This window comes from Bacillus sp. FSL K6-0042 (assembly GCF_038006685.1).
GTDB classification, from domain to species: domain Bacteria; phylum Bacillota; class Bacilli; order Bacillales; family Bacillaceae_G; genus Bacillus_A; species Bacillus_A pseudomycoides.
Map to the genome: position 1 here is coordinate 2,557,919 of NZ_JBBOVS010000001.1, position 24,750 is coordinate 2,582,668.

Consider the following 24,750-nt stretch of genomic DNA (forward strand, 5'->3'; position numbering starts at 1 on the left):
ATGAGACAAATTTTTAGTGACAAAAAAATTGATGCGTCGCTGTTTCTTCAAATGGAAAATTTAATGTATGCCCTTCTAAAAGAAGACGATGCCTACCTTGAGTATGGCTATAAAGCATACTACGACGAAATAGAAAAAAAGGTTGTCATTAGTCACTTTTGGGATGATCGAAAAGAAGAAGATACCGTAATCGGATTAAAAAGCGAAGTGTTTTTAAAAGCACTTGGTAATAAACATTACTCGGACATGACTTTAATTCGCTCTTATGCAATTGAATTACAAGAATCTCCTCTTAAAAAGTTTTTAACACAATTATTTGTTTTATTAGAAGATTTACGTGTTGAGGAAATCGTGAAAAGCTTACGTCCTGGCACAAAACATATTTTTAAGCGCCGAAAAGAAATGTATCGTAATTACTTCGGCTCACAAAATGAAATAAACCGCGTTCGTAATTATCACGGTGATCGTCTATTTTGTTTATGTTATCTTTCATTAACGAGCGATAAATATGAAATGTTCAACAATGAATATTTCGAGCAAATTGAAACGATTTTACACGAAACATTCCAAGCACGTAATACGGAAGATATTATGTACGTCGTTGAAAAAATTCGCTATCGTCTAGAAGGTCTTCTGGAAAATGATATGATCAATAACTATTTCGGACACGCCCCACTCTACTTATCTGTCATTGCAGAAGAAAAAGATGGGCGCGTAGAAGATTTAGCAAATGATGATACTCAAATCGTAGATGATGAGAATAAAAATAAAATTAATGAAAGCTTCTCGACATGGCATCGTGAAAATAAAAATAACGAAAACGAGAACTTTTTACGCTTTGAATTAGAAAGCGGAACAAAAACAAATATGATGGGTGATACTGCTCGTGAATCAGAAGATGGCGATCAAGCACTTGGTTCTGTACAAGGGACTTCTCAAAAAAGTACGCAATCTAACTTTGATGGGGCTGATACAGAAGAAGCAAGAGCTTCCCATGCTTCTAGTCAAAATGAAGGCATATACGGTAAATATAATGTTGGTGCCTCTCATACATTTAAAGAAGCACGCAAGCCAAATCCTGATGATAAAAAAGATTATCAAGCCATTAAATCTGTCGTTAATAAAGATGTAAAAGAGTTAAAGAAAATCATTGAGAAGACGATCGAAAATAAAACAAACGCAAATAGTGATAAATATTACGGAAGACTTCGTAAGAAATTCCTTCGTATTTATACAGAAAAACAGCCGCGCATGTTTTATAAAAAGGGACAAGAATCACAAGAACTTGACGTTGCCTTTCAACTATTAGTCGACTGCTCTGGTTCTATGTATAACAAAATGGAAGAAACGAAGAAAAGTGTTGTTCTATTCCATGAAGCATTAAAATCATTAAAAATTCCACATGCAATTAGTGGATTCTGGGAAGATGCTTCTAGTGCGACACCAGAAGATAAGCCAAACGTAATTCATGAAGTTGTAACATACCAAAACTCAACGCTTCCAAACGTTGGACCAGAAATTATGCAACTTCGCGAAGAAGAAGACAATCGTGACGGTTACATTATCCGCATCGTTTCAGAAAAACTTGCAAAAAGACCAGAAAAACATAAATTCCTACTCGTATTTACAGACGGTGAACCATCTGCTTTAGACTACCAACAAGATGGTATTTTAGACACACATGAAGCTGTTAAACTCGCTCGTAAAAGCGGTATGGAAGTCATCGGTATCTTTATCGAAGAAGGCGAGGCAAAAGAAGCGACATATCAATTGATGAAAAATATTTATAACCATCATTTCTTAGTTGCAAACCACGCTGAAGATCTACGCTTAAAGATTAAGCCGTTATTGAAGAAATTATTGCTGAAGACGATTGAATAGGAAACAGGAGCTGATTTTGCTCCTGTTTTTTAGTTGTAATTTGTCGAACCCTCGATATATGTATATATTTGAAAAAGCGCTGATAAAAGGAAATGAAAAATTCATAGAAATCTTTTTGGGTATATTAAGGAAGAAGTCTACTATCAAATATATTTGAAAGGATGTTTCATTTGTCCCAAAAAAAGGATGAACAATATACGGATGTTACAGCTGCTGAAGCAAGACATCAATATGTCATTCCCGAAGAGTTTCCTGAGGGTCCTTACGGTTCTTCCACTAACAGAAAGTTAGGAAAATCGACTCCTTGGGAGAAAGATCAAAAAGCGCATAAAGCATTTAGCTACGAATATGAAAAACAATATGAAGAAACGGAACAACAATATCCTGAAGCTAGCGCCGAATCAGGAAGTCTAGATACGAATAAGGTAAAGTCTATATAACGAGAAAACTCATTTCTTCCCTAGACTAAGTTTAGGTATGCTGACAAAAAGAACCGATTCAATCGAATCGGTTCCCTTCATTAACTAAGTACTAACTCAGCTGTTAACTTTTTTTTTAACTTGGCCAGCATATCAGCTGTCATTTTATCTAAATCATACTCCGCTTTAAAGCCCCACTCTTCTTTCGCTGCTGTTGCATCAATTGAGTTTGGCCAGCTGTTAGCAATGGTTTGACGAGCTGGATCCACAGCATAATCCATTGTAAACGTCGGAATATGCTTGCGAATTGCTGCTGCAATTTGTTCTGGCTCGAAGCTCATTGCGGTAATATTAAAAGCGTTCCGATGTATCAACTTACTTGGATCTGCTTCCATTAATGAAACAATTGCTTGCAGTGCATCTGGCATATACATCATATCCATGTATGTGCCTTCCGCAATGTAAGAGGTGTAAGCACCTTTTTTAATTGCTTCATAATAAATTTCAACTGCATAATCAGTTGTACCGCCTCCTGGAGGAGCTACATAAGAAATTAAACCTGGGAAACGTACACCGCGCGTATCAACGCCAAATTTTTGATGATAATAATCACATAATAATTCTCCTGCTACTTTGTTTACCCCATACATCGTAGTAGGACGCTGGATTGTATCTTGTGGTGTATTATCTTTTGGCGTTGTTGGACCAAATGCACCAATAGAACTTGGCGTGAAAAATTTACAGTCAAGTTCACGTGCCGCTTCTAATGCATTTACAAGTCCACCCATATTTAAATTCCAAGCAAATAGCGGATTTTTTTCTGCAGTCGCTGAAAGTAAAGCTGCTAAATGAATAATTGTATCCACTTCATTCCGTTTCGCAATATCATGTAGTTTCTGACCATCAGTTACATCTAATGTTTCAAATGGACCAGATTTTACAACATCACTATCTGTTTCACGAATATCTGTCGCAATAACGTTTGATGCACCGTATACATCGCGAAGTTTCATTACAAGTTCAGAACCAATTTGCCCTAAAGAACCGGTTACTAGAATTTTTTTCATTTTCCCCACTCCTCATTTGCAAGCTTTCAAAAGATGTAATTGTGTTAAATGATTCCCATTTCTTTTCCCACTTTTTCATACTTACGAATTGCTTCATCAAGCATCTCTTTCGTATGAGCCGCTGTTGGCATGTTACGAACACGACCTGTTCCTTTTGCTACAGTTGGGAACACAATTGATTTTGCGTATACGCCTTCTTCATTTAAACGTTTACTAAACTCTTGTGTTAATACTTCATCGCCAATAATACAAGGTGTAATTGGTGTTTCACTTTCTCCAATGTTAAAGCCTAGCTCTTTTAAACCTTGTTTTAAATAACGGCCATTTTCCCATAAACGGTCATGTAGTTCTGTACTTTCCATTAAAATTTCAATAGACCTCATACAAGCCGCCGCATCCGCTGGTGTTAAAGCTGTTGAGAACAAGAATGGACGTGAACGAACTTTTAACCAATCAATTAGGTTTTGCTTCCCTGCTACATATCCTCCAATTACCCCAATTGCTTTTGATAATGTACCAATTTGGAAATCTACCTTATCAGAAAGACCAAAATGTTTTACAGTCCCTGCACCTTGTCCAAGTACGCCTGAACCATGTGCATCATCTACATATGTCATTAAATCTAACTCTTCTGCAATCTCAACGATTTCTGGTAGTTTCGCAACATCACCATCCATTGAGAAAACGCCATCTGTAATAACCATTAATTTATTATAAAGACCGGATTCTTTCGCTTCGATTGCTTTTTTGCGTAAATCTTCCATATCAGAATGTTTATAAACGATAATTTTTGCTTTCGATAAACGGCTACCGTCAATAATAGACGCATGGTTTAATTCATCAGAAAGAATCGCATCATTTTTATCCATAACAGCTGAAATCGCTGCCATATTACAGTTAAATCCTGATTGATATGCAATCGCTGCTTCTGTATGTTTAAACTTTGCAATTGTTTCTTCTAATTTGATATGCAAATCAAGAGTACCATTAATTGTACGAACCGCCCCTGCACCAACACCATATTTATGAATTGCACCAATCGCTGCTTCTTGCAGACGATTGTCTGTTGCTAAACCAAGATAGTTATTTGAAGATAAGTTAATATATTCTTTCCCGCCAATTGTAATGATTGGTCCATTTGGACTTTCTAGCGGATCAATTACGTTATAAAGCCCCTTTGCTTTTAAATCCTCTAAATTTTCTTCCAAAAAGTTTGCGAGTGTTTTACTAGACATCGTGAAGCCTCCCTATCGTTCATGTAAGCGGATTATTATCTTAATAATGCTAATAATCCCTCTACTAGCTTAACACGTTTTCGAAATTTATTATAGAAAAATAGCTTGAAGAAAACGCTTACAACTTTTAATTATATAGGATTAAATACAAGAAATCTATGATTTACTTCGATTGTTTGATAGAATAAAAAAAATGTTTTTAGGAGCTGAGAAAATGGCATTTACAGAATCTGAAGTATATAATAACGATTCTTTTTTTGAACAGTACATGAAGCGTAGATATCGAAATGATAATCCAAATGATACAATCGAAAAACCAGCCTTATTGCAGCTCATTGGTGATGTGAAAGAAAAGACAATTCTTGATCTAGGATGTGGTGATGCCCAGTTCGGTGTAGAGTTATTACAAAAAGGTTGCTTATCCTATACCGGTATTGAAGGCTCTCACCTTATGTATACAGAAGCTATAAAACAACTAGAAAATAAAAGTGGAATCGTCCATTTTATAAACCTCAAAGACTATACATACCCCTCTTCTACTTTTGATCTTGTTACATCTAGACTCGCTCTGCACTATATTGAACATCTCGATATTATTTTTCAAAATGTTTATCAAACTTTAAAAAACGACGGCATCTTCACTTTTAGCGTTCAACATCCCGTTATTACCTCTTCATTCGAGAGTTTACAAACTAGCGGTAAGAGAACAAGTTGGCTTATCGACAATTATTTCAAAACTGGAGAGCGTATTGAACCATGGATTGAACAGGATGTCATTAAATATCACCGCACCATCGAACAATATTTTACACTCTTACAACAAGCTGGATTTACAATTACAGATTTACGAGAAGCAACACCAAAACGAAACCATTTTCAAAGCGAAGAAGAATATACACGCCGATTGCGTATTCCTCTTTTTCTCTTGTTTTCTTGTAAAAAATAAAAAAGCGATGAAATTTCATCGCTTTTTTCATTTCACTACCTGCGCTGCTTGTGGAAGTAAACATCTTCCTCTTCCCTGCGGAATACAAAGCGGCGTTCCAAATAACGGATCGGTTATGATTTGACAATCCATCCGAAATACATCACGAACTAATTTACAATCAACAATTTCTTCTGGTTTACCTTGCGCATAAATTTGTTTATCTTGAATGGCTACAATGTTGTCTGCATAGCGGCACGCTAAGTTTAAATCATGTAGTACCATAACGATTGTTCTTTCCTCTGTTTCATTTAATTCAAATAATAAATCTAGCACTTCAATTTGATGTGTCATGTCTAAGTATGTTGTCGGCTCATCTAACAGAATAATATCTGTATCTTGTGCAAGCGTCATAGCAATCCAAGCGCGCTGACGTTGTCCACCTGAAAGAGCATGAACATCACGTTCAGCAAATTCCGTCATACCTGTTGCAGCAAGCGCTTTTTGTACCATTTCCTCATCTTTTTCTGACCATTGCTTCAGCCATGTTTGATATGGGTAACGTCCTTGTTTCACAAGTTGCAGTACAGTAAGTCCTTCTGGAGCTTGAGGTCCTTGTGGTAAAATTGCCATTTGACGAGCAATTTGCTTCGTTTGCATATTTTGAATTGCTTTATCTTCTAATAAAATATCACCCGATGTCGGTTTTAATAAACGAGCAAGTGAACGTAATAAAGTGGATTTTCCGCAGCCGTTAGAACCGATAAAAATCGTAATCTTTCCTTTTGGAATCTCTAAATTCAACTCATTAATTATAGTTGTTTCACCGTAAGACAATGTTAATGATTTAGTCTCTAGTGCTTTTTGCATGTTCATGTTCATCTTCCTTTACCCCGTTTTTTATAGACAGAAAATCATCTATGTATTTTTTTACCTTTATGAATTTCGACTTTTATAAAGTAAATAAATAAAATACGGAGCACCGATTGCTGATGTAAATACACCTGCTGGAACTTCAAGCGGAGCAAAGACTGTGCGCCCAATTAAATCGGCAGCAAGTACTAAAATCGCACCGACAATAGCTGCTACTGGAAGTAATGCACCATATAAAGAACCAACTAATCTTCTTGAAATATGCGGCGCCATTAAACCAACAAATCCGATTCCACCTGCAAAGGCAACCGCTCCCCCAATTAACGCCGTACTTAGGAGTAGCAGGAAAAAACGTGATTTTGTTAAACGAATCCCAAGTCCGGCAGCAATATCATCACCAAGTTCTTGTGCATTTAAATGTCTCGCTGATATAAATGCAACCACTGTTAAGATAAGAACCCAAGGTGCTAACACCCCTACGTTTTGCCAGGAAGATCCGTAAACAGTACCGGTAATCCATACATTTGCTTGGCTCGCTTGATAGATTGGCGCTAACAGCATAAATAATGTTGTCGCTGCCTTTGTCAGTGCCCAAAATCCGACACCTATTAAAACAAGACTAACTGCTGATAATCCATCATTTCTCCATGCGAATAAATATACAAAAAATGCGACGACAGTTGCACCAATAAATGCTGCTAGCGGCATATAATGAATGCTTACTGTTAATGCATTGTTCTTATCACTAAATAAAGCAAGAAATAGTACAACCGCTACACTTGCACCACCTGTAATTCCAATAATATCAGGCGAAGCAAGCGGATTTCGAACGAGTCCTTGTAAAATACAACCTGCTACAGCAAGAGCTATTCCTACAAGAATTGCAATTAGAATACGTGGCATACGAAATTTATTGACAACCATATTTGACATTGCATCACCGTTTCCAATGATTGCTTGCCATACATCATATGGAGCTACTTTCATCTCCCCCATACCCGCACTTGCAAAAAACAAGCCAGTTAAAATGACTAATAAACTGAATAAGACGAGACAAGCTCGTTTATACATTAAAAACGAGAGGCCGTCTTTTCCTATACGAAACGGAATATACTTCTTCATTTGCTAAGCCCTCTCTTACGTGCAATATAAATAAAGAATGGTGCACCAATAAATGCTGTCATAACCCCTACTGGAACTTCTTGTGGCATAATCACATATCTCGCAGCAATATCTGCAAATAATAGTAGAATGGCACCTAGCAAACCACTATATGGAACTCTCCAGCGATGATCTACACCAACAAGAGCTCTTGCGAAATGAGGGGTAATAATTCCAACAAATCCAATTGGTCCTGCAACAGCAACAGATCCACCTGACAATAAAACAATAATAAGTAGTACAAATGCCTTCATCATCACTGTTCGTTGTCCTAGCCCTTTTGCTACATCTTCTCCCATCATTAGCGTATTCACTTTCCCTGCCATTAGGAGAGAGGCAATCCAACCAACTAATAAATATGGAAATACGGATTGTAATACTTCTAACTTTCTGCCTTGTACGGAACCAGCAAGCCAAAACAACACTTCTTCTAACGCTTTTTCATTTAATACAAGCAGTCCCTGTGTTAAAGAAGAGAATAGGGCACTTATCGCTACCCCTGCCAACGTTAACTTAAGAGGAGTTGTCCCTTCTTTTCCTAAAGAACTAGAAACAAATACAAGTGCTGCAGCAACTGCTGCACCTAAAAAGGCGATCCACGTAAACGCTGACAAAGATGTTATCGAAAAAACAACAATGGCTACAACAATAAAAAAGGCAGCACCTGAGTTTAATCCAATAAAGTCTGGAGCAGCAAGGGGATTCTTTGTTAAAGTTTGCATAAAACAACCAGCGATGGCTAAACTAGCACCAACACTAGCAGCGATAAGCGCACGTGGAAGACGTACGTTTTGAATAATAATATGTTCATTCGAACCATTAAAATGGAAAAAAGCATCGAGTGCTAACTTCCAACTCGTATTTGTATATCCGAAAATAATACTCCCCCAAATACAAGTAATAACTGCAATGATTCCAACAAATAATCCAACCCATTTTGCTTGATTTGTTTTTAATAACATGCAGCGTTTCTCCTTTAATGCATAATGATACGTTATTAGTGTATTGTAACTTAATTCGCATTGTCAATGATAGTGATAATTATTTTCATTTGTAGTAATAATGATTGTAAATTATTACTATTGACAATATATTTATTAAACCGTAATATCAGTTTTGACAATGAAAACCATTCTCAATATGTAGGGGGATACATAATGAATTTCATCAAACAAAAATCGTTTGCGTTATTTGCATTCGTACTATCATTTTCACTCCTTTTAGGTGCATGTAGTAACTCATCTAACAAGGCAGAACCTAAAAAAGAAGAAAAGAAAGAAATGATTACTGTCGAACATGCAATGGGTAAAACAGAAGTTCCTGCTAATCCAAAACGTGTTGTTGTTTTAACAAATGAAGGAACAGAAGCTTTACTTACTCTCGGTGTAAAACCGATCGGTGCTGTACAACCACCAACTAGTGACCAATGGTATCCACATATGAAAGATAAAATGAAAGATGTAAAATCTGTCGGTAACGAAAGTCAAGTTAATATCGAAGCAATTGCTGCTTTAAAACCTGATTTAATTATCGGTAACAAAATGCGTCAAGAAAAAGTGTACGAGCAGCTAAAAGGTATTGCTCCTACTGTTTTCTCAGAAACACTACGCGGTGAATGGAAAGATAACTTTAAATTTTATGCAAAAGCATTGAATAAAGAAAAAGAAGGTCAAAAGGTATTAGCTGATTACGACAAACGTATCAAAGACTTAAATGGAAAGCTTGGGGATAAAGTAAATCAAGAAATTTCTATGGTACGCTTTATGCCTGGTGATGTTCGTATTTATCACGGCGATACATTCTCTGGTGTTATTTTAAAAGAACTTGGCTTCAAACGTCCTGGTGATCAAAACAAAAATGACTTTGCAGAACGTAACGTATCTAAAGAACGCATCCCTGCAATGGATGGCGATATCATCTTCTACTTTACTTACAATCAAGGAAATGAGAAAAAAGGCTCTGAACTTGAGAAAGAATATATAAATGATCCTTTATTCAAAAACTTAAATGCTGTAAAAAACAACAAAGTATATCAAGTTGACGATGTGATTTGGAATACAGCTGGCGGTGTAATGGCAGCAAACTTAATGCTAGATGATATTGAAAAACGATTTGTAAAATAATATTTTTCAAAAACAGCTCCCCTTTCGGGAGCTGTTTTCATTTCGCTCACACAAAAATGTCACATTATTTCATTTTGTATTTTTATTCTCAATATGTTATATTGTAATAGTAAATAAAATATAATTTCTGTATATCGGAATAGTTGTTTTAATCTAAATTTTCTGATTAATCATTATTTTATTTTCTTTTGGAATTCAAATATTACATTTGAAAACGCTTATTATCTAGTTTTCAGGGAAAAATACAATAACGGTCGAAGCTTCAATAGATTATTTTAAAAATTTCCTTTCTATTCCCATATAATTCTATTGACTTCTAAATATTTTGTAAATTAAAATGATTACATAAATATCCGTTATACAGGATTAGGGGGAAGCAAAAATGGATGCAGCTTTAAAATTAAAAAAAGCTGAAGAACAACAATCACCAAAAAAACATCCACCTGGATTATATTTGTTGTTCTTAACAGAAATGTGGGAAAGATTTAGTTACTATGGAATGCGTGGCCTTTTAGTTCTTTATTTAACAACAGCTGCTGTTAGTGGCGGTTTAGGATTTGATAAAGCAGACGCTGTGCAACTTTATGGTACATTTACAATGCTTGTATATTTTACACCAGTTATTGGCGGATGGTTAACTGACCACTTTATCCCAAGACGTCTTGCAATTACTCTTGGTGGTATTATTATGGCAATTGGTAACTTTGTTCTATTTTCAATGAATACAACAACTGGACTTTATTTAGGATTAGGATTATTAGTTATTGGTAATGGATTCTTCAAACCAAATATCTCTACTCTATTAGGTGAATTATACGGTGAAAATGATTCACGTCGTGACAGTGCTTTTACAATTTTCTATATGGGTATCAACGTAGGGGCTTTCTTTGCACCACTTATTTGCGGTTTCCTAGCAGAAGATTTCTTTAAAACAAGCGTTGATGGCGTTATGGTTATGGGTTATAAATATGGATTCTTAGCTGCTTGTATCGGTATGATTATCGGTCAGATTTTCTTTAACCTATTAGCTCCTCGTTACCTTGGTAAAGCAGGAACAACAGTTATAGGTAAAAAATCAAAAGACAAAAATGCAAAAGTAATTGAGAAAAAACCTTTAACAAAACAAGAAAAGAACCGTACTTGGGCAATCGTTATTTTAACTTGCTTCGTTGTCTTCTTCTGGGCAGGCTTTGAACAAGCAGGTAGTTCTTTTACTCTTTATACAGATAAGTTTGTTGATCGCACTATTTTCGGATGGGAAATTCCAACATCTTGGTTCCAATCTGTTAACCCAGCATTTATCGTTTTATTAGCACCATTTGTATCTGCATTATGGGTTAAGTTATCTAAAACTAAACGCGGCGATTTAAAGGTTCCAACAAAAATGGCACTTGGGATGATTTTATTAGGAGTCGGTTATCTTGCATTAACATTAGCAGTTCTAAAAACAGGAAGTGACGAAGCTCATATTACAGCAAAGGCTAACTTACTGTTTATTGTTATCACATATATGTTCCATACAATAGGTGAATTGTTCCTATCACCTATCGGTCTATCAATGGTAAGTAACATTGCACCTGTAAAATTAGCTTCTTTATTAATGGGTGTATGGTTAGCTGGTAGTGGATTTGCTAATAAGCTATCCGGGATGTTAGCAGCTTACACACAATCTTTAGGTTATTTAGAAGTATTCGCAAGTATTGGTATTATCGTAATTGTACTTGGGTTAGTACTTCTTATGTTCTCTAAAAAAATTGCACATATGATGGAATAAAAAAAGCGGAGAAAATTCTCCGCTTTTTTTTATTCCTCTTCTAGCGCTGTAACATCTACTTGTACTGTTTCATTTGGTGTTTTCACATCATATACATTTGCAATCCCACGTCCCTCATCACAACTTTCAATCCAAACCGGTACACCATGATAAGTTACATCGATTCTACTCGAAGATGATAAAATTTGTTTTACGCGCTTTACATCCATCCTTCATTCCTCCTTTTACTTATTACACTCTTATTTATCTTCTCATTTCTCTTTGAAATATATTCCGTGAAGACTCTCGTCACTTCTCTCCTTCAGATCTTGAAGTGGAGTTTTCACACCTATTTTTAAATAAAAAAGACGTGCATCTCTGCACATCTTTTTCCATAATATTCAAATTTTATGAAAATAGCGTCTTTACAACTTCACTTACTTTCTCATTATGCACTTGATAATATACTTCTAATCCACGTCTTTCAAAACGAACAACTTTATTCTGCTTTAATTTCGTTAAATGCTGTGAAACAGTAGATTGCGGAATTTCTAATACTTCCTGCAATTGTGTTACGTTACAAGTTCCACGCCCCATAAGCTCCATTACAAGGCGAAGACGGAGCGGGTGAGCTAACGCTCGTAGCATTTGTACATCCTCTTCTGAAATACGACAATCAAATTGATTTTGATTCATAAAGTTCCCCTCATTTTTTCATTTTTATTTTCACTTTATTTATTTTTATATATTTGTTTTTATATTTCCTGTTACGACACAACTTTATCAACCTAAAATAAAAAATTTTTTCCTCCTTTTATCAACATACAATTAAGGGCAGAAACCCCTGCTGATTTTGAATATTATACTACACGGCTTAGTGAAAAAGCAAAAAAATACAGATCGGAATACTTTGCTTCTAAATGCTGTTTTCTCAACCTTTTTGTTATATTTTTTCACTCACAATATTTACCGTAATAATATTGTAAAATATTGTTCTTAAATGATATGTGAATGTAATCTTTTTAGTTATTCAACCTATAAAAATTGCTTTGTTACGATGGGAAGAGTTAAATTTTAGTAAAAAGGAGGATCCACAATTAAAAAGCGGTTAATAATAGTCTTAATTAATATTGCACTTGACTATACAATTATCCAAAACTTCCTCCTTTATTCTTGATGACAAAAGAATTATTCATTTTAAACATGTAGGACCAATGACATATGAACATATGGTTGCGTATATGGAGAGCCCATCAGTGGGGTTTTCTTCATCCCCCACCTATCTTCCTCATTTCCCTCTAAATCTTGAAGTGTGGATCTTACTGCCCGTTAATGCGGGATAAATTAGGAATCGTGTACTTTAATATACACGATTCCTCTTTTTGTCTAGTTTATGAACAAAATGTAACGAAATTTTTAAAGTTAACACTATTATGGAATAATTATACTTTTTTACGTTGACAATAGTGTTGAAGAGGAATATACTTAGCGATGTAAGTTGATTGTGAATTGTTTCACAAATAATGTGAATGCCTTCACATATTATAGATAGGAGTTGTCATTATTATGAGTACTTGGACACAAATTTATGACCCGTTAAACAACATTTGGTTATCAGCACTTGTCGCTGCTCTTCCAATCTTATTCTTTGTTCTTTGTTTAACAGTATTTAAGATCAAAGGATATTTATCAGGACTTTATAGCGTAATTTTAGCAATCATTCTTTCCATATTCGTTTATAAAATGCCTGCAACAATGGCAGTATCATCAGCTGCATTTGGTGTAGCAGCTGGATTTTATCCAATTTGTACAATTGTTATTGCAGCAATCTTTCTTTACAAATTAACAGTAAAAACTGAGCAATTTAATGTTATTCGCGACAGTATTTCAAGTATTACAAGCGACCGTCGCCTTCAAGTATTATTAATCGCTTATTCTTTCGGTGCTTTCTTAGAAGGTGCAGCTGGATTCGGTGTACCGGTTGCAATTACAGCAGCATTACTTGTAGGTATGGGATTTAACCCATTAAACGCAGCAGGTATTTGTTTAGTTGCAAATATTGCTGGTGGCGCAATGGGAGCAATGGGAATACCAGTTACAGTACCTGCTCAATTAACTCAAATGGATGCATTAACTGTTGGTCGTCAAGCTGTAACATTATTACCTTTCATTAGCTTTGTATTACCATTCTTACTTGTTGCAATGGTAGATGGCTTTAAAGGAATTAAAGAAACTTGGCAAGGTATCCTTGTAAGTGGTGGTTCTTTCGCTATTACTCAGTTCGTTGTAACATACTACCTTGGCGCAGAATTAACTGATATTTTCGCTGCAGTTGTCAGCATGGTTGCACTTGCATTATTCCTACGTGTATGGCAACCAAAATCTTCAGCTCAAACTGAAGAACAAGTAGAAAAACATAGCTACACAATGAAACAAATTTTATACGCTTGGTCACCATTTGCATTCTTAACTGCATTCGTAACAATTTTCAATTTAAAAGCAATCAAAAGTTTATTCGCTCCAAACGGTGCGTTAGCAAACTTAGTATTTAATATCCAGATTCCTGGTTTACACAATCACGTTATTAAAACAACACCAATTGTAAATGCCGATACACCATTTGCAGCAATCTTCAAGCTAGATGTATTTTCATCTACAACTACTGCAATTGTACTAGCAATTATCGTATCTTTACTTGTATATCGCGCAAAAGGCCAATTGGTTAAAGAACTAACTATTGAAACATTAAAAGAGCTAAAAGCTCCAATTTATACAATTTGTAGTGTAATTGCATTAGCATATGTAACAAACTACTCTGGTATGTCTTCTACTCTTGGACTAGCTTTATCATCTACTGGTAAGGCCTTCCCAATCTTATCTCCAATCTTAGGTTGGATTGGCGTATTCTTAACTGGTTCTGTAGTATCAAGTGGTTCATTATTTGCACCACTTCAAGCAGTAACTGCAGCACAATTAGATATCGTACCTTCTACACTTGTTGCTTTAAACGTAGTCGGTGGCACAATGGCAAAAATGGTATCACCACAATCTGTAGCAGTTGCTTGTGCGGCAGTTGGACTAGTTGGTAAAGAATCTGTCCTATTTAAAACAGCAATGAAATATAGTTTGATTTTCTTAGTCATAATTAGTTTACTTCAACTTAACTCTATATTTAATATCTTTTAAAAGATGAAAACGATCCCTCACGTGGGATCGTTTTTTTATCTTCTTCTTTCTAACCATTCACTCATTCTTATACTTTGGTATAAAAAAATCCTAATACACACAGTATCAGGATTTTTTATTCTTCAATAGCGACGCACCAGCAATTTCGGGATGTGTCATTTCATATGGATCCAAAATAATATCAAGTTCCTCTTCTGTTAACACACCATGCTCTAAGCAAAGCTCACGAACAGATTTACCTGTTTCAATCGCTTCGCGAGCAATGCGAGATGCCGCCTCATATCCAATATGAGGATTCACCGCTGTAATAATCCCAACGCTTTTCTCAACATATTGTTTTAACAATTCTTCATTTGCAGTAATACCTTTAATACAATACTCACGAAATACGCGGAATGCATTATTCATAATACTAATGGATTGAATTAAATTAAATACTAACACCGGCTCCATTACATTTAGTTCTAATTGTCCTGCTTCTGATGCTAAACATATTGTATGGTCATTTCCAATAACTTGGAAGGCCACTTGATTAATTACTTCTGCCATAACTGGATTTACTTTTCCTGGCATAATAGATGATCCTGGTTGACGAGCTGGTAATTGAATTTCAGCCAATCCGACACGTGGGCCAGATGCCATAATGCGCAAGTCATTTGCAATTTTAGACATATTCATCATACATACTTTTAGTGTTGCTGATACTTCTGTATACGCATCTGTGTTTTGCGTTGCATCCACTAAATGTTCTGCACCAACTAGTGGAAATCCGCTAATACTGCGTAAATGCTTTACAACTTGCTCAATATAAATTAGATTTGCATTTAATCCGGTCCCAACCGCCGTTGCGCCCATATTCACTTCATACAAATGTTGACGAGACTGCCTAATGCGTTTTATATCACGCTCAAGCACTCGGCTATATGCTTCAAATTCCTGCCCAAGACGAATTGGAACTGCATCTTGCAGATGTGTACGCCCCATTTTTATCACATGATCAAATTCTTTTGCTTTATCGGTAAATGCACGATGAAGTGCATCCATTGTAATAAGAAGTTCTTCTAGCATCATAAGCGCCGCAATATGAATTCCTGTTGGGAACGCATCATTTGTTGATTGCGCCATGTTCACATGTGTATTCGGGCTAATGATTGCATAGTTTCCTTTTTCATGCGCCATTCTCTCAAGTGCACGGTTTGCAATAACCTCATTTGTATTCATATTAATAGAAGTCCCTGCCCCGCCCTGAATTGGGTCTACAATGAACTGCTCATGAAACTTCCCATCAATAATTTCCTGAGCCGATTTTGCAATTTCTTCCCCAATATTTGCGTGCAAATAACCTGTTTCCATATTTGCAAGTGCTGCAGCTTTTTTAACCATTGCCATTGCTTTAATTAATGACGTATGAATACGATATCCTGTAATCGGAAAATTTTCTACTGCTCGTAATGTTTGAACACCATAGTAAGCTGCATTTGGTACTTCCTTTTCTCCTAAAAAATCTTTTTCAATACGTATCCCTTTCGTTGCTACCATTTTTCATCACCTATACTTTTCATTCTAATCGATGACCTAAAAACGATTTCTATAAAAATATGATTTTTGTAAGAGATATATTTCTATATCTTCCTTCAATATATAGCACCTTTTTTGAAAGCGCAAACAATACTGTTTTTCTGCAAAATCGATGACGCACTCATACTTCTAATTTATAAAGATTACGCAATTGCTGTATCTTCCGCTTCAACTTTCTTTATTTCTACTCGTTTAATTTGATGCACATCTTTTTCAAGAACTTTGAAAATCCAGCCATTCGTTTCAATGACATCACCTTCAACAATTGTCTGTTTTTGCATCATAATCCAACCACCAATCGTATCTACATCGTCAGCAAACAAATGTAAACCGAGCAAATCATTCACTTCACTAATGAGTACTTTTCCATCGATAATTTTATACGTTTCGCTTATATGTTCGATGGGTGGATGTTCATCTTCATCATATTCATCCCGAATTTCACCAACTATTTCCTCTAAAATATCTTCAAGTGTTGCAATTCCCGCCGTCCCCCCATATTCATCATATAAAACGGCAAGGGGAATTCTTCTTTTCTGCATTTGCAGTAACAAATCATGGATTGGGATATTTTCCAAAACTTCAATTACAGGTCTCGTATACGGAATAATAGAACATTCTTCGTTTTGTCCACCATCCATATAGCGAATAAATAAGTCTTTTACATTAACCATCCCAATAATCTCATCTTTATCCTCTCCAAATACAGGATACCTTGTATACTTTTCTTGTCCAATCACTTTAATATGTGTTTCGAACGGTTCATCTTCATATAAACCAACTATTTCAGTGCGTGGAACCATAATTTCTTTTGCTAACCGATTATCAAATTCAAAAATATTATTTACATATTTAAATTCCGCCTGATTAATTTCTCCGCTTTTATAACTCTCCGATAAAATAAGTCTTAATTCCTCCTCTGAATGTGCAACTTCATGCTCAGAAGCAGGGGATAATCCAAATATGCCAGTCACGAGGCGAGCTGAGCCATTTAGAGCCCAAATAAACGGATACATAATCCGGTAAAAATAAATGAGCGGCTGAGATAGTAACAAACTTACTTGTTCTGCTTTTTGAATAGCAAATGTTTTTGGTGCTAGCTCTCCAATCACAACATGCAAAAATGTAATAACAGCAAATGCAATAATAAAAGAAACAGTACTCGCAATCGCAGATGAAAGTTCAATTTTTAAAAATATCGGTTCTAATACATGCTTTATCGTTGGTTCGCCTAACCAGCCTAGCCCTAGAGCTGTAATTGTAATTCCGAGCTGACATGCTGATAAATATTCGTCTAAATTTGAAATCACTTTCTTAGCTGCTAGTGCGCCACGTTTTTTTTCTCCTACAAGCTGATTAATGCGACTACTGCGCACTTTTATAATCGCAAATTCAACTGCCACAAAAAAACCAGTTAATGCAATAAGAATAACAACCATAATTAATTTAGCAATTTCCAAAGAACGCCTTTAGCTTTTCTTAGCTAAAGTTACACCTCCTTTTTAAAAGAAGTTTTCTTTCAATCAAAGAAGCTGATTGAAAGAAAAACGAATGGAAGTTTCACTTTGTTCTTATTCTCTTCATTTGTCAAAAAGCAAACCTATATAAATTTCCCCAATTTTTAGTTCTCATATAACTCCAATGGTAAACAATCAGGATCTTGAAAAAACACAAACTGTTTCCCTGTTATTTCATCAACACGTATTGGCTCTGTCTTTATTCCACATCGCTTTAGATGCCCCACTGCTTCGTGTATATCCGTAACTGCAAATGCTAAATGTCTAAGACCAGCTGCTTCAGGAAAACTTTGCCGCTTTGGAGGATTTGGAAATGAAAATAACTCAATTTGATACTATCCTCCTACACATAAATCTAATTTATACGAATCCCTTTCTTCTCTGTAAACTTCATTCAACACTCTAAACCCTAATATATTAACATAAAAATTTTTAGATGTTTCGTAATCAGAACAAATGATTGCAATATGATGCACTCTAGATATATTCATACTCTACTTCATTCCTCTCTTTACCTAACATGCATATTCTCCCTTGAAATGAAAAACCTATATAACAGAACACATCATAAGGAGGCTTATTATGAAGTTTGTTACTTTTTTTCTCGGTCTTGCCGTTGTTTTCTTTCTTGCCTTCATTGCAAGTAACAATAAAAAGCATATCAAATTCAAACCGATTTTCATTATGCTTATTATACAGTTAATTTTAACCTTTTTACTATTAAATACAGAAATCGGCCTCATACTTGTAACCATGATTTCTAATGTATTTACGAAATTATTGGCCTATGCTGCATCTGGGGTAAACTTTGTATTTGGTGGTATTACGAATAAAGGTGAAATGCCTTTCTTCTTAAATGTACTCTTACCAATTGTCTTCATCTCCGTCTTAATTGGTATTTTACAACATTTTAAAATATTACCATTCTGTATTCGTTGGATCGGTTTTTTCCTTAGTAAAATAAATGGACTCGGAAAGCTTGAATCTTATAATGCTGTCGCTTCTGCCATTGTAGGCCAATCAGAAGTATTCATTACCGTAAAAAAACAGCTTGCGCAAATTCCAAAACATCGTCTCTATACACTATGCGCCTCCGCCATGTCGACCGTATCGATGTCAATCGTCGGTGCTTATATGACAATGATTGAACCAAAATATGTAGTAACTGCTCTTGTCTTAAATTTATTTAGCGGCTTTATTATCGTACTTATTATTAATCCATATGATGTTAAAGAAGAAGAAGATATTTTAGAAATTAAGGGTGAAAAGCAAACCTTTTTTGAGATGCTTGGAGAATACATTCTAGACGGATTTCGTGTTGCTATTGTTGTCGGTGCTATGCTGATTGGATTTGTTGCCTTAATTAGCTGTATCAATGATTTATTCCATATTATTTTTGGAATTACATTTCAGCAATTACTTGGTTATGTTTTCTCTCCTATCGCTTTTCTTATTGGTGTGCCAAGTAACGAAATTGTCGCAGCAGGAAGTATTATGGCTACAAAGCTTGTAACGAATGAATTTGTAGCCATGATGGATCTCAGTAAGCTTGCAAACAGCCTCACTCCTCGTACAGTAGGCATTATTTCAGTTTTTCTTGTATCCTTTGCAAACTTCTCTTCTATAGGAATTATTTCTGGTGCCGTTAAAGGATTAAATGAAGAACAAGGGAATGTCGTTGCTCGCTTCGGTTTAAAACTGTTGTACGGTGCGACACTCGTCAGCATTTTATCTGCAATTATTGTAAGCATTATGCTATAAGAAGGTAAAATTTGATCCTTTTCTTATTCATACTTTTTGTATACAATACGAATAGATGTCTCATAAATACTCGAGGCATCTATTTTTTTATACATGTACAACAACATCTATTTAGCGTACAATATCTTTTTATGTGTCTCACCTATGCATTATAAGATAATATACAAATTGAATGATTTAAAGGAGAACTAAATAATGAAATCTGATATAGAAAACACGAATAGAACCTCAAAGAGGCGATTTAAAAAAAGACGCCTACTATGGTTTATTCTCATTCCATTACTTATTGTAACAATTGGTGGCGGAAGCTATTCCTTCCATATATACAGTAAAGCAAAATCAATTGTAAATAATGCATATTCTAAATTAGATAGAGGAGATAAATCGGATAAACGAGAAAAAGCTGTTAAACCGATGACGGACAATGTTTCTGTCCTTATTATGGGTGTTGATGAAAGTGACCTCCGTGAAAAATCTTACGGCAAAGCAACGCGTACCGATGCATTATTACTTGCCACAATTAATAAAAATGATAAATCAGTAAAACTTGTTAGTATACCACGTGACTCTCGTGTATATATTAAATCACGCGATAAACAAGATAAGATTACGCATGCTCACGTATTTGGGGGCGTAGATAGTACGATTGATACAGTCGAGAACTTTTTAAATGTTCCTGTTGACTATTATGTTAAATTTAACTTTAAATCCTTTATAAAAATTGTAGATTCCCTTGGTGGCATCGATGTTGATGTTCCTGTTGAATTTACAGAACAAAATAGTAAGGACGAACCAGGTGCAATCCATCTAAAAAAAGGGCGTCAGCATTTAAATGGTGAAGAAGCACTTGCTTTAGCTAGAACTCGTCATATCGACAGCGATTATATGCGTGGTCAGCGTCAGCAACTTGTTTTGGAAGCAATTGCTCAAAAAGCGCTATCCATAAATTCCATTAATAAAATTAGCAGCTTATTAGATGCTGTTGATCATGATTTAAAAACAAACTTAACATTTGATGACATGATGACAATTACAAAGAGCACAATGGGCTCCAATCTAAAGATGGATAAACTCCAAGTAAAAGGTGACGATAAATATATAAGTGGCATCTACTACTACATTCCTGACGAAAAGAGTGTACAGGACATATCTAAAACATTGAAACAACATCTCGATGTTACGAATAAAACTGAACATAAAAAATTATAATAAAAAGGCTGCTAGTGGTCTTATCCCTGTCAAGTAGACAGTATTAAAAAGACTAAGCAGCCATCGAGACTCGATATTCTATCGGAGCTCGATGGTTGAGTCGTTTTTGGAACCGTTTATAGTTATAAAAGTAAATATATTCTTCAATTGCTTGTATTAAATCCGCTTCTGTTTTAAAATGATTCAAATACAACATCTCCGATTTAAAATGGGAGAAAAACGATTCGATACAGGCATTATCATGGCAGTTTCCTTTGCGAGAGTGGCTGCCAATGATACCTAAATCAAAAAGTCGTTTGTTGTAGGCATGAGATGTGTACTGGAATCCCTGATCTGAATGGAGAATGGTTCCACGCACATCTCTTTTTTGTGCCAACATTTCAATTGTATCTAATACAAGTTCATTATCATTGCGCTTGGAAATTTTCCAAGAAATAACTTCGTTATTATAAATATCTTGTACAACAGAAAGATAGCGGAATCCCTCTTGAAATCGTAGGTAGGTAATGTCTGTAACAAGCGCTTCATTTTGTTGGCGATCTTTGAATTCACGGTTTAAAACATTTGGAAAAGTATTGGAATAATTCCCTTTAAAGAAGCGACGCTTCTTCCGAATAATAGACTGAATGTTGAGCTCACTCATTAAGCGATATACCTTTTTGTGATTTATAAAATAACCCTCTTCTTGTAAAGCGATTTTCATACGTGGATAACCATATTCCTTGTGCTTTACGTGAATAGATTGTATTACCTTTTTTAATCGTTGATCGGATTCTAGTCGCATGTTTTTCATACTTTTTGTATGAATCCACTTATAGTAACTTGAACGATGTACACCCGCAAATTTAGTAAGCCATATAACTGGAAATTTTCTCTTTAATGATTCAATGATATGATATCTCTCTTTATATTTTAGTACGCCTCCATTTACAGATTTGGATACTGCTTTTTTAAATATTCAACCTGAGCCTTATAGTAGTCACGTTCCTCTTCAACAGTGTTGAAATGAACACGTTTGCCTTTTAGAGGGTTTGGTATACCTTTCATTCCACTATTTTTCCCACGAGTATCTGTAATCTCACCACATTCTTTAAATTTTTTCACCCAATTTTTAAGTTGGGTAGAACTTCTAAGCTGATATTTTTCCTTTATCATATTGTAACTTCCTTCTCCGTTTAAATAACTTTGAACAGCTGATAACTTTAATTCTTCTGAATATGTATTAAAAGTTGAGCCTTTTTTGGTCATGAAAAATCCCCTCCAAGTAATAGTGTAACATCCATGTGTGCACATGGTCTTTTTTACACTGTCTACCTAAAGGGGATAATACCATAGGACTTTCCTAGCAGCCTTTTTATTATAATTTTCAACAAAATACTTTCATTTTCTTTCGCAAATAATGACAAAAAGAGACAAATGTTACAGAAGTGTAACGTTTTTTATAAAAATATTACACCCGCAATTAAAATAATAGTATACTAGTACATACATAATACTATTTTTATCATTCATACATAAAAAATGAATACATATGACCTTATATATTAATTTTTTGGGGGGAAGTAAATGAAGCTACGTAACTTACTGATTGGTTCTGCTGTCACTGGTGGAATATTACTATGTGCAGGTGGGATTGGTGGTTATCAATACGTGTCTAAATTGAATAAACAGCTTGATACAAATGTATTACCACATACTACATTTGAAGGCACTTCTCTTGATGGCAAAAGTAAAAAAGATGTTCAAGAAATTATTCAACAAAAAATTGATGAATCAAACAAAAAATCTCTTAACTATACATTCCAAGGCAATACACAAGCTTATACGTGGAAAGACTTAGGTGTTGAATATAAAGAAACGGAAATTAGCGAAAAAATCTTTAAAGAGCAAAAAGGAAATGTGATAAATCGCTATAAAATGCGAAAACAAGCTGAAAATGGCGAGTTAAAACGTGAATATAAACTAACGCCACAGTTAAATACAGCTACTTATGAAGCCTTTATAAAAGAAAAATATAACGAAACCTTAAAGGAACCTGTAAATGCTGAATTAAGTGTTTCCGGAACAACAGTAAATATTAGTCAAAGTCAAAATGGCGAAAAAGTTGATAAAGATAAATTAAAAGAATTAACAGCAAAAGCAATTACTGCTGGTACACAAGATATTCAGCTCCCAATTGCCTCCATAAAGCCCGAACACTCTACAGAAGATATGCAAAATATGGGGATTACACAAGTGATTGCTGAATATTCTACTCCTATGGCTGGTCGAAACGGGAGCCAATCCTTTAATGTAAACAAATCTGCTAATACTTTAAGCGGAGCAATTGTAGCACCTGATGAAACATTTAGTTTCAATGAACGCGTTGGTATTACAGATGCTGCGCATGGCTATAAATCTGCTGCTGTATTCCTACAAGGAAAAGTTGTCCAGAGCGCCGGTGGTGGGGTTTGCCAAGTGAGTAGTACTCTATATGGGGCAGCATTACGTGCTGATTTAGGAGTTGTTGCTCGTAGTAACCACTCTATGCCTGTTCATTACTTGCCACTTGGTCAAGATGCTGCTGTAGCAGACTATGGTCCAGATTTAAAATTCAAAAATAATACTGGTAAATATATTTACATTCAAGCGTCTTCCAATGGTAGCAGCATAACTACACGTATTTTCGGTACACCTACTGGCAAGAACGTAGAAGTTTCATCAAAAGTAATTGGCGAGACTGAAAATAAAATTACGGCTGTCACATATAAAAAAGTAACACAAAACGGTCAAGTCATCTCAAATGGCCAAATTTCAAAAAGCGTATACAAAAAGGCGTGATGATTCACGCCTTTTTATTTTGCAATAAACGCACAAATGTCCCCATATGTTCCCTCGTCTCTTCTAACGACCATATACGGCTTCCTTGTTTAGCTACTATTGAACAACCTTCTTCCCATGCCTCTGTCTGCTTTATATGTAATAACTCGCTTTTTAATTTTTCAATTGTTTCCTGATCCTCTTGTTCTAGAAACTCAGTCATTACATTTATTATTTCATCCTCATACACACTTAACGTGCAATATGCTCTTAAGAAATATTGAAGTGTCGGATACATGCTCCCCCCCCCCTTTCTTACTTATCTGATGGATAGGAAGTAATGATTTTAAATCCTAATGCCCCTGATTTATCTCTCGCCAGAACGGTAACTGTATTCATAAGCTTATCTTTTACACTCATATCTCGCTTTAATACCGTTTTTCCAACAGGAAATGAGTGCTTCGCATTTAATACAAGACGATTTTCTTTGGAATTCTTTAACCATTTCTCAATTTCCTGCTCATGTTGCTTTAAGCTATCTTTTACAGCTTTTGTTGCTATCTCTTTATCATAATATGTACTTGCAGCTGATACTTTATCTGTCTGCAACCGCTTCTTTAGCTCATCTTCTGTTTTCCCAACATGTCGTTCTATCGTATGGCCATTTTTCGGCGGTCCTTCCATTTCATCTAAAATCGTATCTTTAATTTTTTCTACTGATGTTGAATTACTTTCTTTCGGGTTCGCTTTTTTTTGCTCTTGTCCCGCACAACCGCTTAAGATAAGAACCATTGCAAACAAGCAACTCAAGAAAGTACCCCATAATCGTTTCATCATATCACCTCTTTCATGATTATTATCGTAACTTCACAAAAAGTCAATTTCACATATAAAAAAGCGTGTAGAATTCTAAAACCCTACACACTTTGTCTTATTTTTTCTACATGAATATTTGCCTGATTGATAACAATTTCACTTTATACAATATCGTATCCTTGCTCTTCAATGGCATCTTTTAACTGCTCTATATTCACTTTTGCTTCATCATATTCAACAGCCACTGTGCCCGCTTGCAATTCAACTGCTACGCCATTTACTCCGTTTAGTTCTTGCAATGCATTTGTCACAGCCATTTTACAATGATTACATGTCATTCCTTGTACATTCAATGTTACAGTCATTTCCAATTCCTCCTTAATTATAAATCTTTTATTTATTATTTATGAGCAGCATAACCTATAATAAGGTGCATTGCTCGTAAAA

At 35.2% G+C, this 24,750-nt stretch carries 23 protein-coding genes and 1 pseudogene; 9 read left to right on the forward strand and 15 right to left on the reverse strand.

Annotation, left to right across the window (positions count from 1 at the left end):
- Entirely contained in the window at positions 1-1,881 is a 1,881-nt protein-coding gene (locus MHH45_RS13150) for a vWA domain-containing protein (RefSeq protein WP_016113092.1), read from the forward strand.
- A 161-nt stretch (positions 1,882-2,042) separates the two neighbouring features.
- Positions 2,043-2,321, forward strand: a complete 279-nt coding sequence (locus tag MHH45_RS13155) for a hypothetical protein (RefSeq protein WP_033670998.1) — start codon at positions 2,043-2,045, stop codon at positions 2,319-2,321.
- An 80-nt stretch (positions 2,322-2,401) separates the two neighbouring features.
- Here MHH45_RS13155 and MHH45_RS13160 read toward each other — a convergent pair whose 3' ends face one another.
- Positions 2,402-3,376: an L-threonine 3-dehydrogenase gene (locus MHH45_RS13160; protein ID WP_170927954.1), complete on the reverse strand. Its 975-nt coding sequence runs from the start codon at positions 3,374-3,376 to the stop codon at positions 2,402-2,404.
- Positions 3,377-3,411: 35 nt separating this feature from the next.
- Positions 3,412-4,602, reverse strand: coding sequence for a glycine C-acetyltransferase (locus MHH45_RS13165; RefSeq protein WP_016113089.1), 1,191 nt, complete (start codon positions 4,600-4,602; stop codon positions 3,412-3,414).
- Positions 4,603-4,816: 214 nt separating this feature from the next.
- Between MHH45_RS13165 and MHH45_RS13170 the strand changes: the two genes are divergently transcribed.
- Positions 4,817-5,548: a class I SAM-dependent DNA methyltransferase gene (locus tag MHH45_RS13170; protein WP_016113088.1), complete on the forward strand. Its 732-nt coding sequence runs from the start codon at positions 4,817-4,819 to the stop codon at positions 5,546-5,548.
- A gap of 27 nt (positions 5,549-5,575) precedes the next feature.
- On the opposite strand, the gene MHH45_RS13175 is transcribed toward MHH45_RS13170, so the two are convergent.
- Genes MHH45_RS13175 through MHH45_RS13185 form a run of 3 tightly spaced genes read right to left on the reverse strand, consistent with a single transcriptional unit; the run spans position 5,576 to position 8,523 of the window.
- A complete protein-coding gene (locus MHH45_RS13175; protein ID WP_140386085.1) occupies positions 5,576-6,403 on the reverse strand; it encodes an ABC transporter ATP-binding protein in 828 nt (275 codons plus the stop codon).
- 60 nt (positions 6,404-6,463) lie between these two features.
- Positions 6,464-7,522 (reverse strand): FecCD family ABC transporter permease, encoded by a 1,059-nt coding sequence (locus tag MHH45_RS13180; protein ID WP_016113086.1) that lies wholly within the window; start codon positions 7,520-7,522, stop codon positions 6,464-6,466.
- Positions 7,519-8,523 (reverse strand): FecCD family ABC transporter permease, encoded by a 1,005-nt coding sequence (locus MHH45_RS13185; protein ID WP_088094303.1) that lies wholly within the window; start codon positions 8,521-8,523, stop codon positions 7,519-7,521. Before MHH45_RS13185 ends, MHH45_RS13180 begins: the two co-directional genes overlap by 4 nt.
- Before the next feature lie 195 nt (positions 8,524-8,718).
- On the opposite strand from MHH45_RS13185, the gene MHH45_RS13190 reads away from it, so the two are divergent.
- Complete coding sequence (locus tag MHH45_RS13190; RefSeq protein ID WP_016113084.1) at positions 8,719-9,684, forward strand: ABC transporter substrate-binding protein; 966 nt, start codon at positions 8,719-8,721, stop codon at positions 9,682-9,684.
- Between the two features lie 382 nt (positions 9,685-10,066).
- Entirely contained in the window at positions 10,067-11,458 is a 1,392-nt protein-coding gene (locus MHH45_RS13195; protein WP_016113083.1) for a peptide MFS transporter, read from the forward strand.
- Positions 11,459-11,487: 29 nt separating this feature from the next.
- Here MHH45_RS13195 and MHH45_RS13200 read toward each other — a convergent pair whose 3' ends face one another.
- The gene (locus tag MHH45_RS13200) at positions 11,488-11,667 is read right to left on the reverse strand and encodes an acid-soluble spore protein H (protein WP_016113082.1); all 180 of its coding nucleotides are present in this window, start codon (positions 11,665-11,667) and stop codon (positions 11,488-11,490) included.
- Positions 11,668-11,845: 178 nt separating this feature from the next.
- A complete protein-coding gene (locus MHH45_RS13205; RefSeq protein WP_003195107.1) occupies positions 11,846-12,133 on the reverse strand; it encodes an ArsR/SmtB family transcription factor in 288 nt (95 codons plus the stop codon).
- Between the two features lie 870 nt (positions 12,134-13,003).
- On the opposite strand from MHH45_RS13205, the gene MHH45_RS13210 reads away from it, so the two are divergent.
- The gene (locus MHH45_RS13210) at positions 13,004-14,623 is read left to right on the forward strand and encodes a lactate permease LctP family transporter (protein WP_016131179.1); all 1,620 of its coding nucleotides are present in this window, start codon (positions 13,004-13,006) and stop codon (positions 14,621-14,623) included.
- Positions 14,624-14,728: 105 nt separating this feature from the next.
- On the opposite strand, the gene aspA is transcribed toward MHH45_RS13210, so the two are convergent.
- The 3 genes and pseudogenes from aspA to gloA2 all read right to left on the reverse strand — a co-directional run bounded on the left by aspA (position 14,729) and on the right by gloA2 (position 18,209).
- On the reverse strand, positions 14,729-16,162 hold the full coding sequence (aspA, locus tag MHH45_RS13215) for an aspartate ammonia-lyase (RefSeq protein WP_016113080.1): 1,434 nt from the start codon (positions 16,160-16,162) through the stop codon (positions 14,729-14,731).
- 182 nt (positions 16,163-16,344) lie between these two features.
- A complete protein-coding gene (locus MHH45_RS13220; protein WP_016113079.1) occupies positions 16,345-17,661 on the reverse strand; it encodes a hemolysin family protein in 1,317 nt (438 codons plus the stop codon).
- A 161-nt stretch (positions 17,662-17,822) separates the two neighbouring features.
- Positions 17,823-18,209, reverse strand: a pseudogene (gene gloA2 / locus MHH45_RS13225) (SMU1112c/YaeR family gloxylase I-like metalloprotein).
- Between the two features lie 91 nt (positions 18,210-18,300).
- On the opposite strand from gloA2, the gene MHH45_RS13230 reads away from it, so the two are divergent.
- Both MHH45_RS13230 and MHH45_RS13235 read left to right on the forward strand, forming a co-directional pair.
- Positions 18,301-19,479, forward strand: a complete 1,179-nt coding sequence (locus MHH45_RS13230; protein WP_016113077.1) for a NupC/NupG family nucleoside CNT transporter — start codon at positions 18,301-18,303, stop codon at positions 19,477-19,479.
- Between the two features lie 192 nt (positions 19,480-19,671).
- The gene (locus MHH45_RS13235) at positions 19,672-20,688 is read left to right on the forward strand and encodes an LCP family glycopolymer transferase (RefSeq protein WP_033670997.1); all 1,017 of its coding nucleotides are present in this window, start codon (positions 19,672-19,674) and stop codon (positions 20,686-20,688) included.
- Positions 20,689-20,740: 52 nt separating this feature from the next.
- Here the strand turns inward: MHH45_RS13235 and MHH45_RS13240 are convergent, their stop codons facing one another.
- Positions 20,741-21,646, reverse strand: coding sequence for an IS3 family transposase (locus tag MHH45_RS13240; protein ID WP_416076180.1), 906 nt, complete (start codon positions 21,644-21,646; stop codon positions 20,741-20,743).
- Positions 21,616-21,936, reverse strand: a complete 321-nt coding sequence (locus MHH45_RS28075) for a transposase (RefSeq protein ID WP_420482308.1) — start codon at positions 21,934-21,936, stop codon at positions 21,616-21,618. The genes MHH45_RS13240 and MHH45_RS28075 overlap by 31 nt, the downstream gene beginning before the upstream one ends.
- 318 nt (positions 21,937-22,254) lie before the next feature.
- Here MHH45_RS28075 and MHH45_RS13245 point away from each other — a divergent pair, with 318 nt between their 5' ends.
- Positions 22,255-23,508, forward strand: coding sequence for a VanW family protein (locus MHH45_RS13245; protein ID WP_088094194.1), 1,254 nt, complete (start codon positions 22,255-22,257; stop codon positions 23,506-23,508).
- Between the two features lie 4 nt (positions 23,509-23,512).
- Here the strand turns inward: MHH45_RS13245 and MHH45_RS13250 are convergent, their stop codons facing one another.
- From MHH45_RS13250 to copZ, 3 genes are all read right to left on the reverse strand, one after another.
- On the reverse strand, positions 23,513-23,785 hold the full coding sequence (locus tag MHH45_RS13250; RefSeq protein WP_016113074.1) for a hypothetical protein: 273 nt from the start codon (positions 23,783-23,785) through the stop codon (positions 23,513-23,515).
- A gap of 17 nt (positions 23,786-23,802) precedes the next feature.
- Positions 23,803-24,321 carry an RNase A-like domain-containing lipoprotein gene (locus MHH45_RS13255; RefSeq protein ID WP_016113073.1) on the reverse strand — a complete coding sequence of 173 codons (519 nt, stop codon included), beginning with the start codon at positions 24,319-24,321 and terminating at the stop codon, positions 23,803-23,805.
- 143 nt (positions 24,322-24,464) lie between these two features.
- Positions 24,465-24,668, reverse strand: a complete 204-nt coding sequence (gene copZ, locus MHH45_RS13260; protein ID WP_003195128.1) for a copper chaperone CopZ — start codon at positions 24,666-24,668, stop codon at positions 24,465-24,467.
- Positions 24,669-24,750 lie beyond the last annotated feature (82 nt).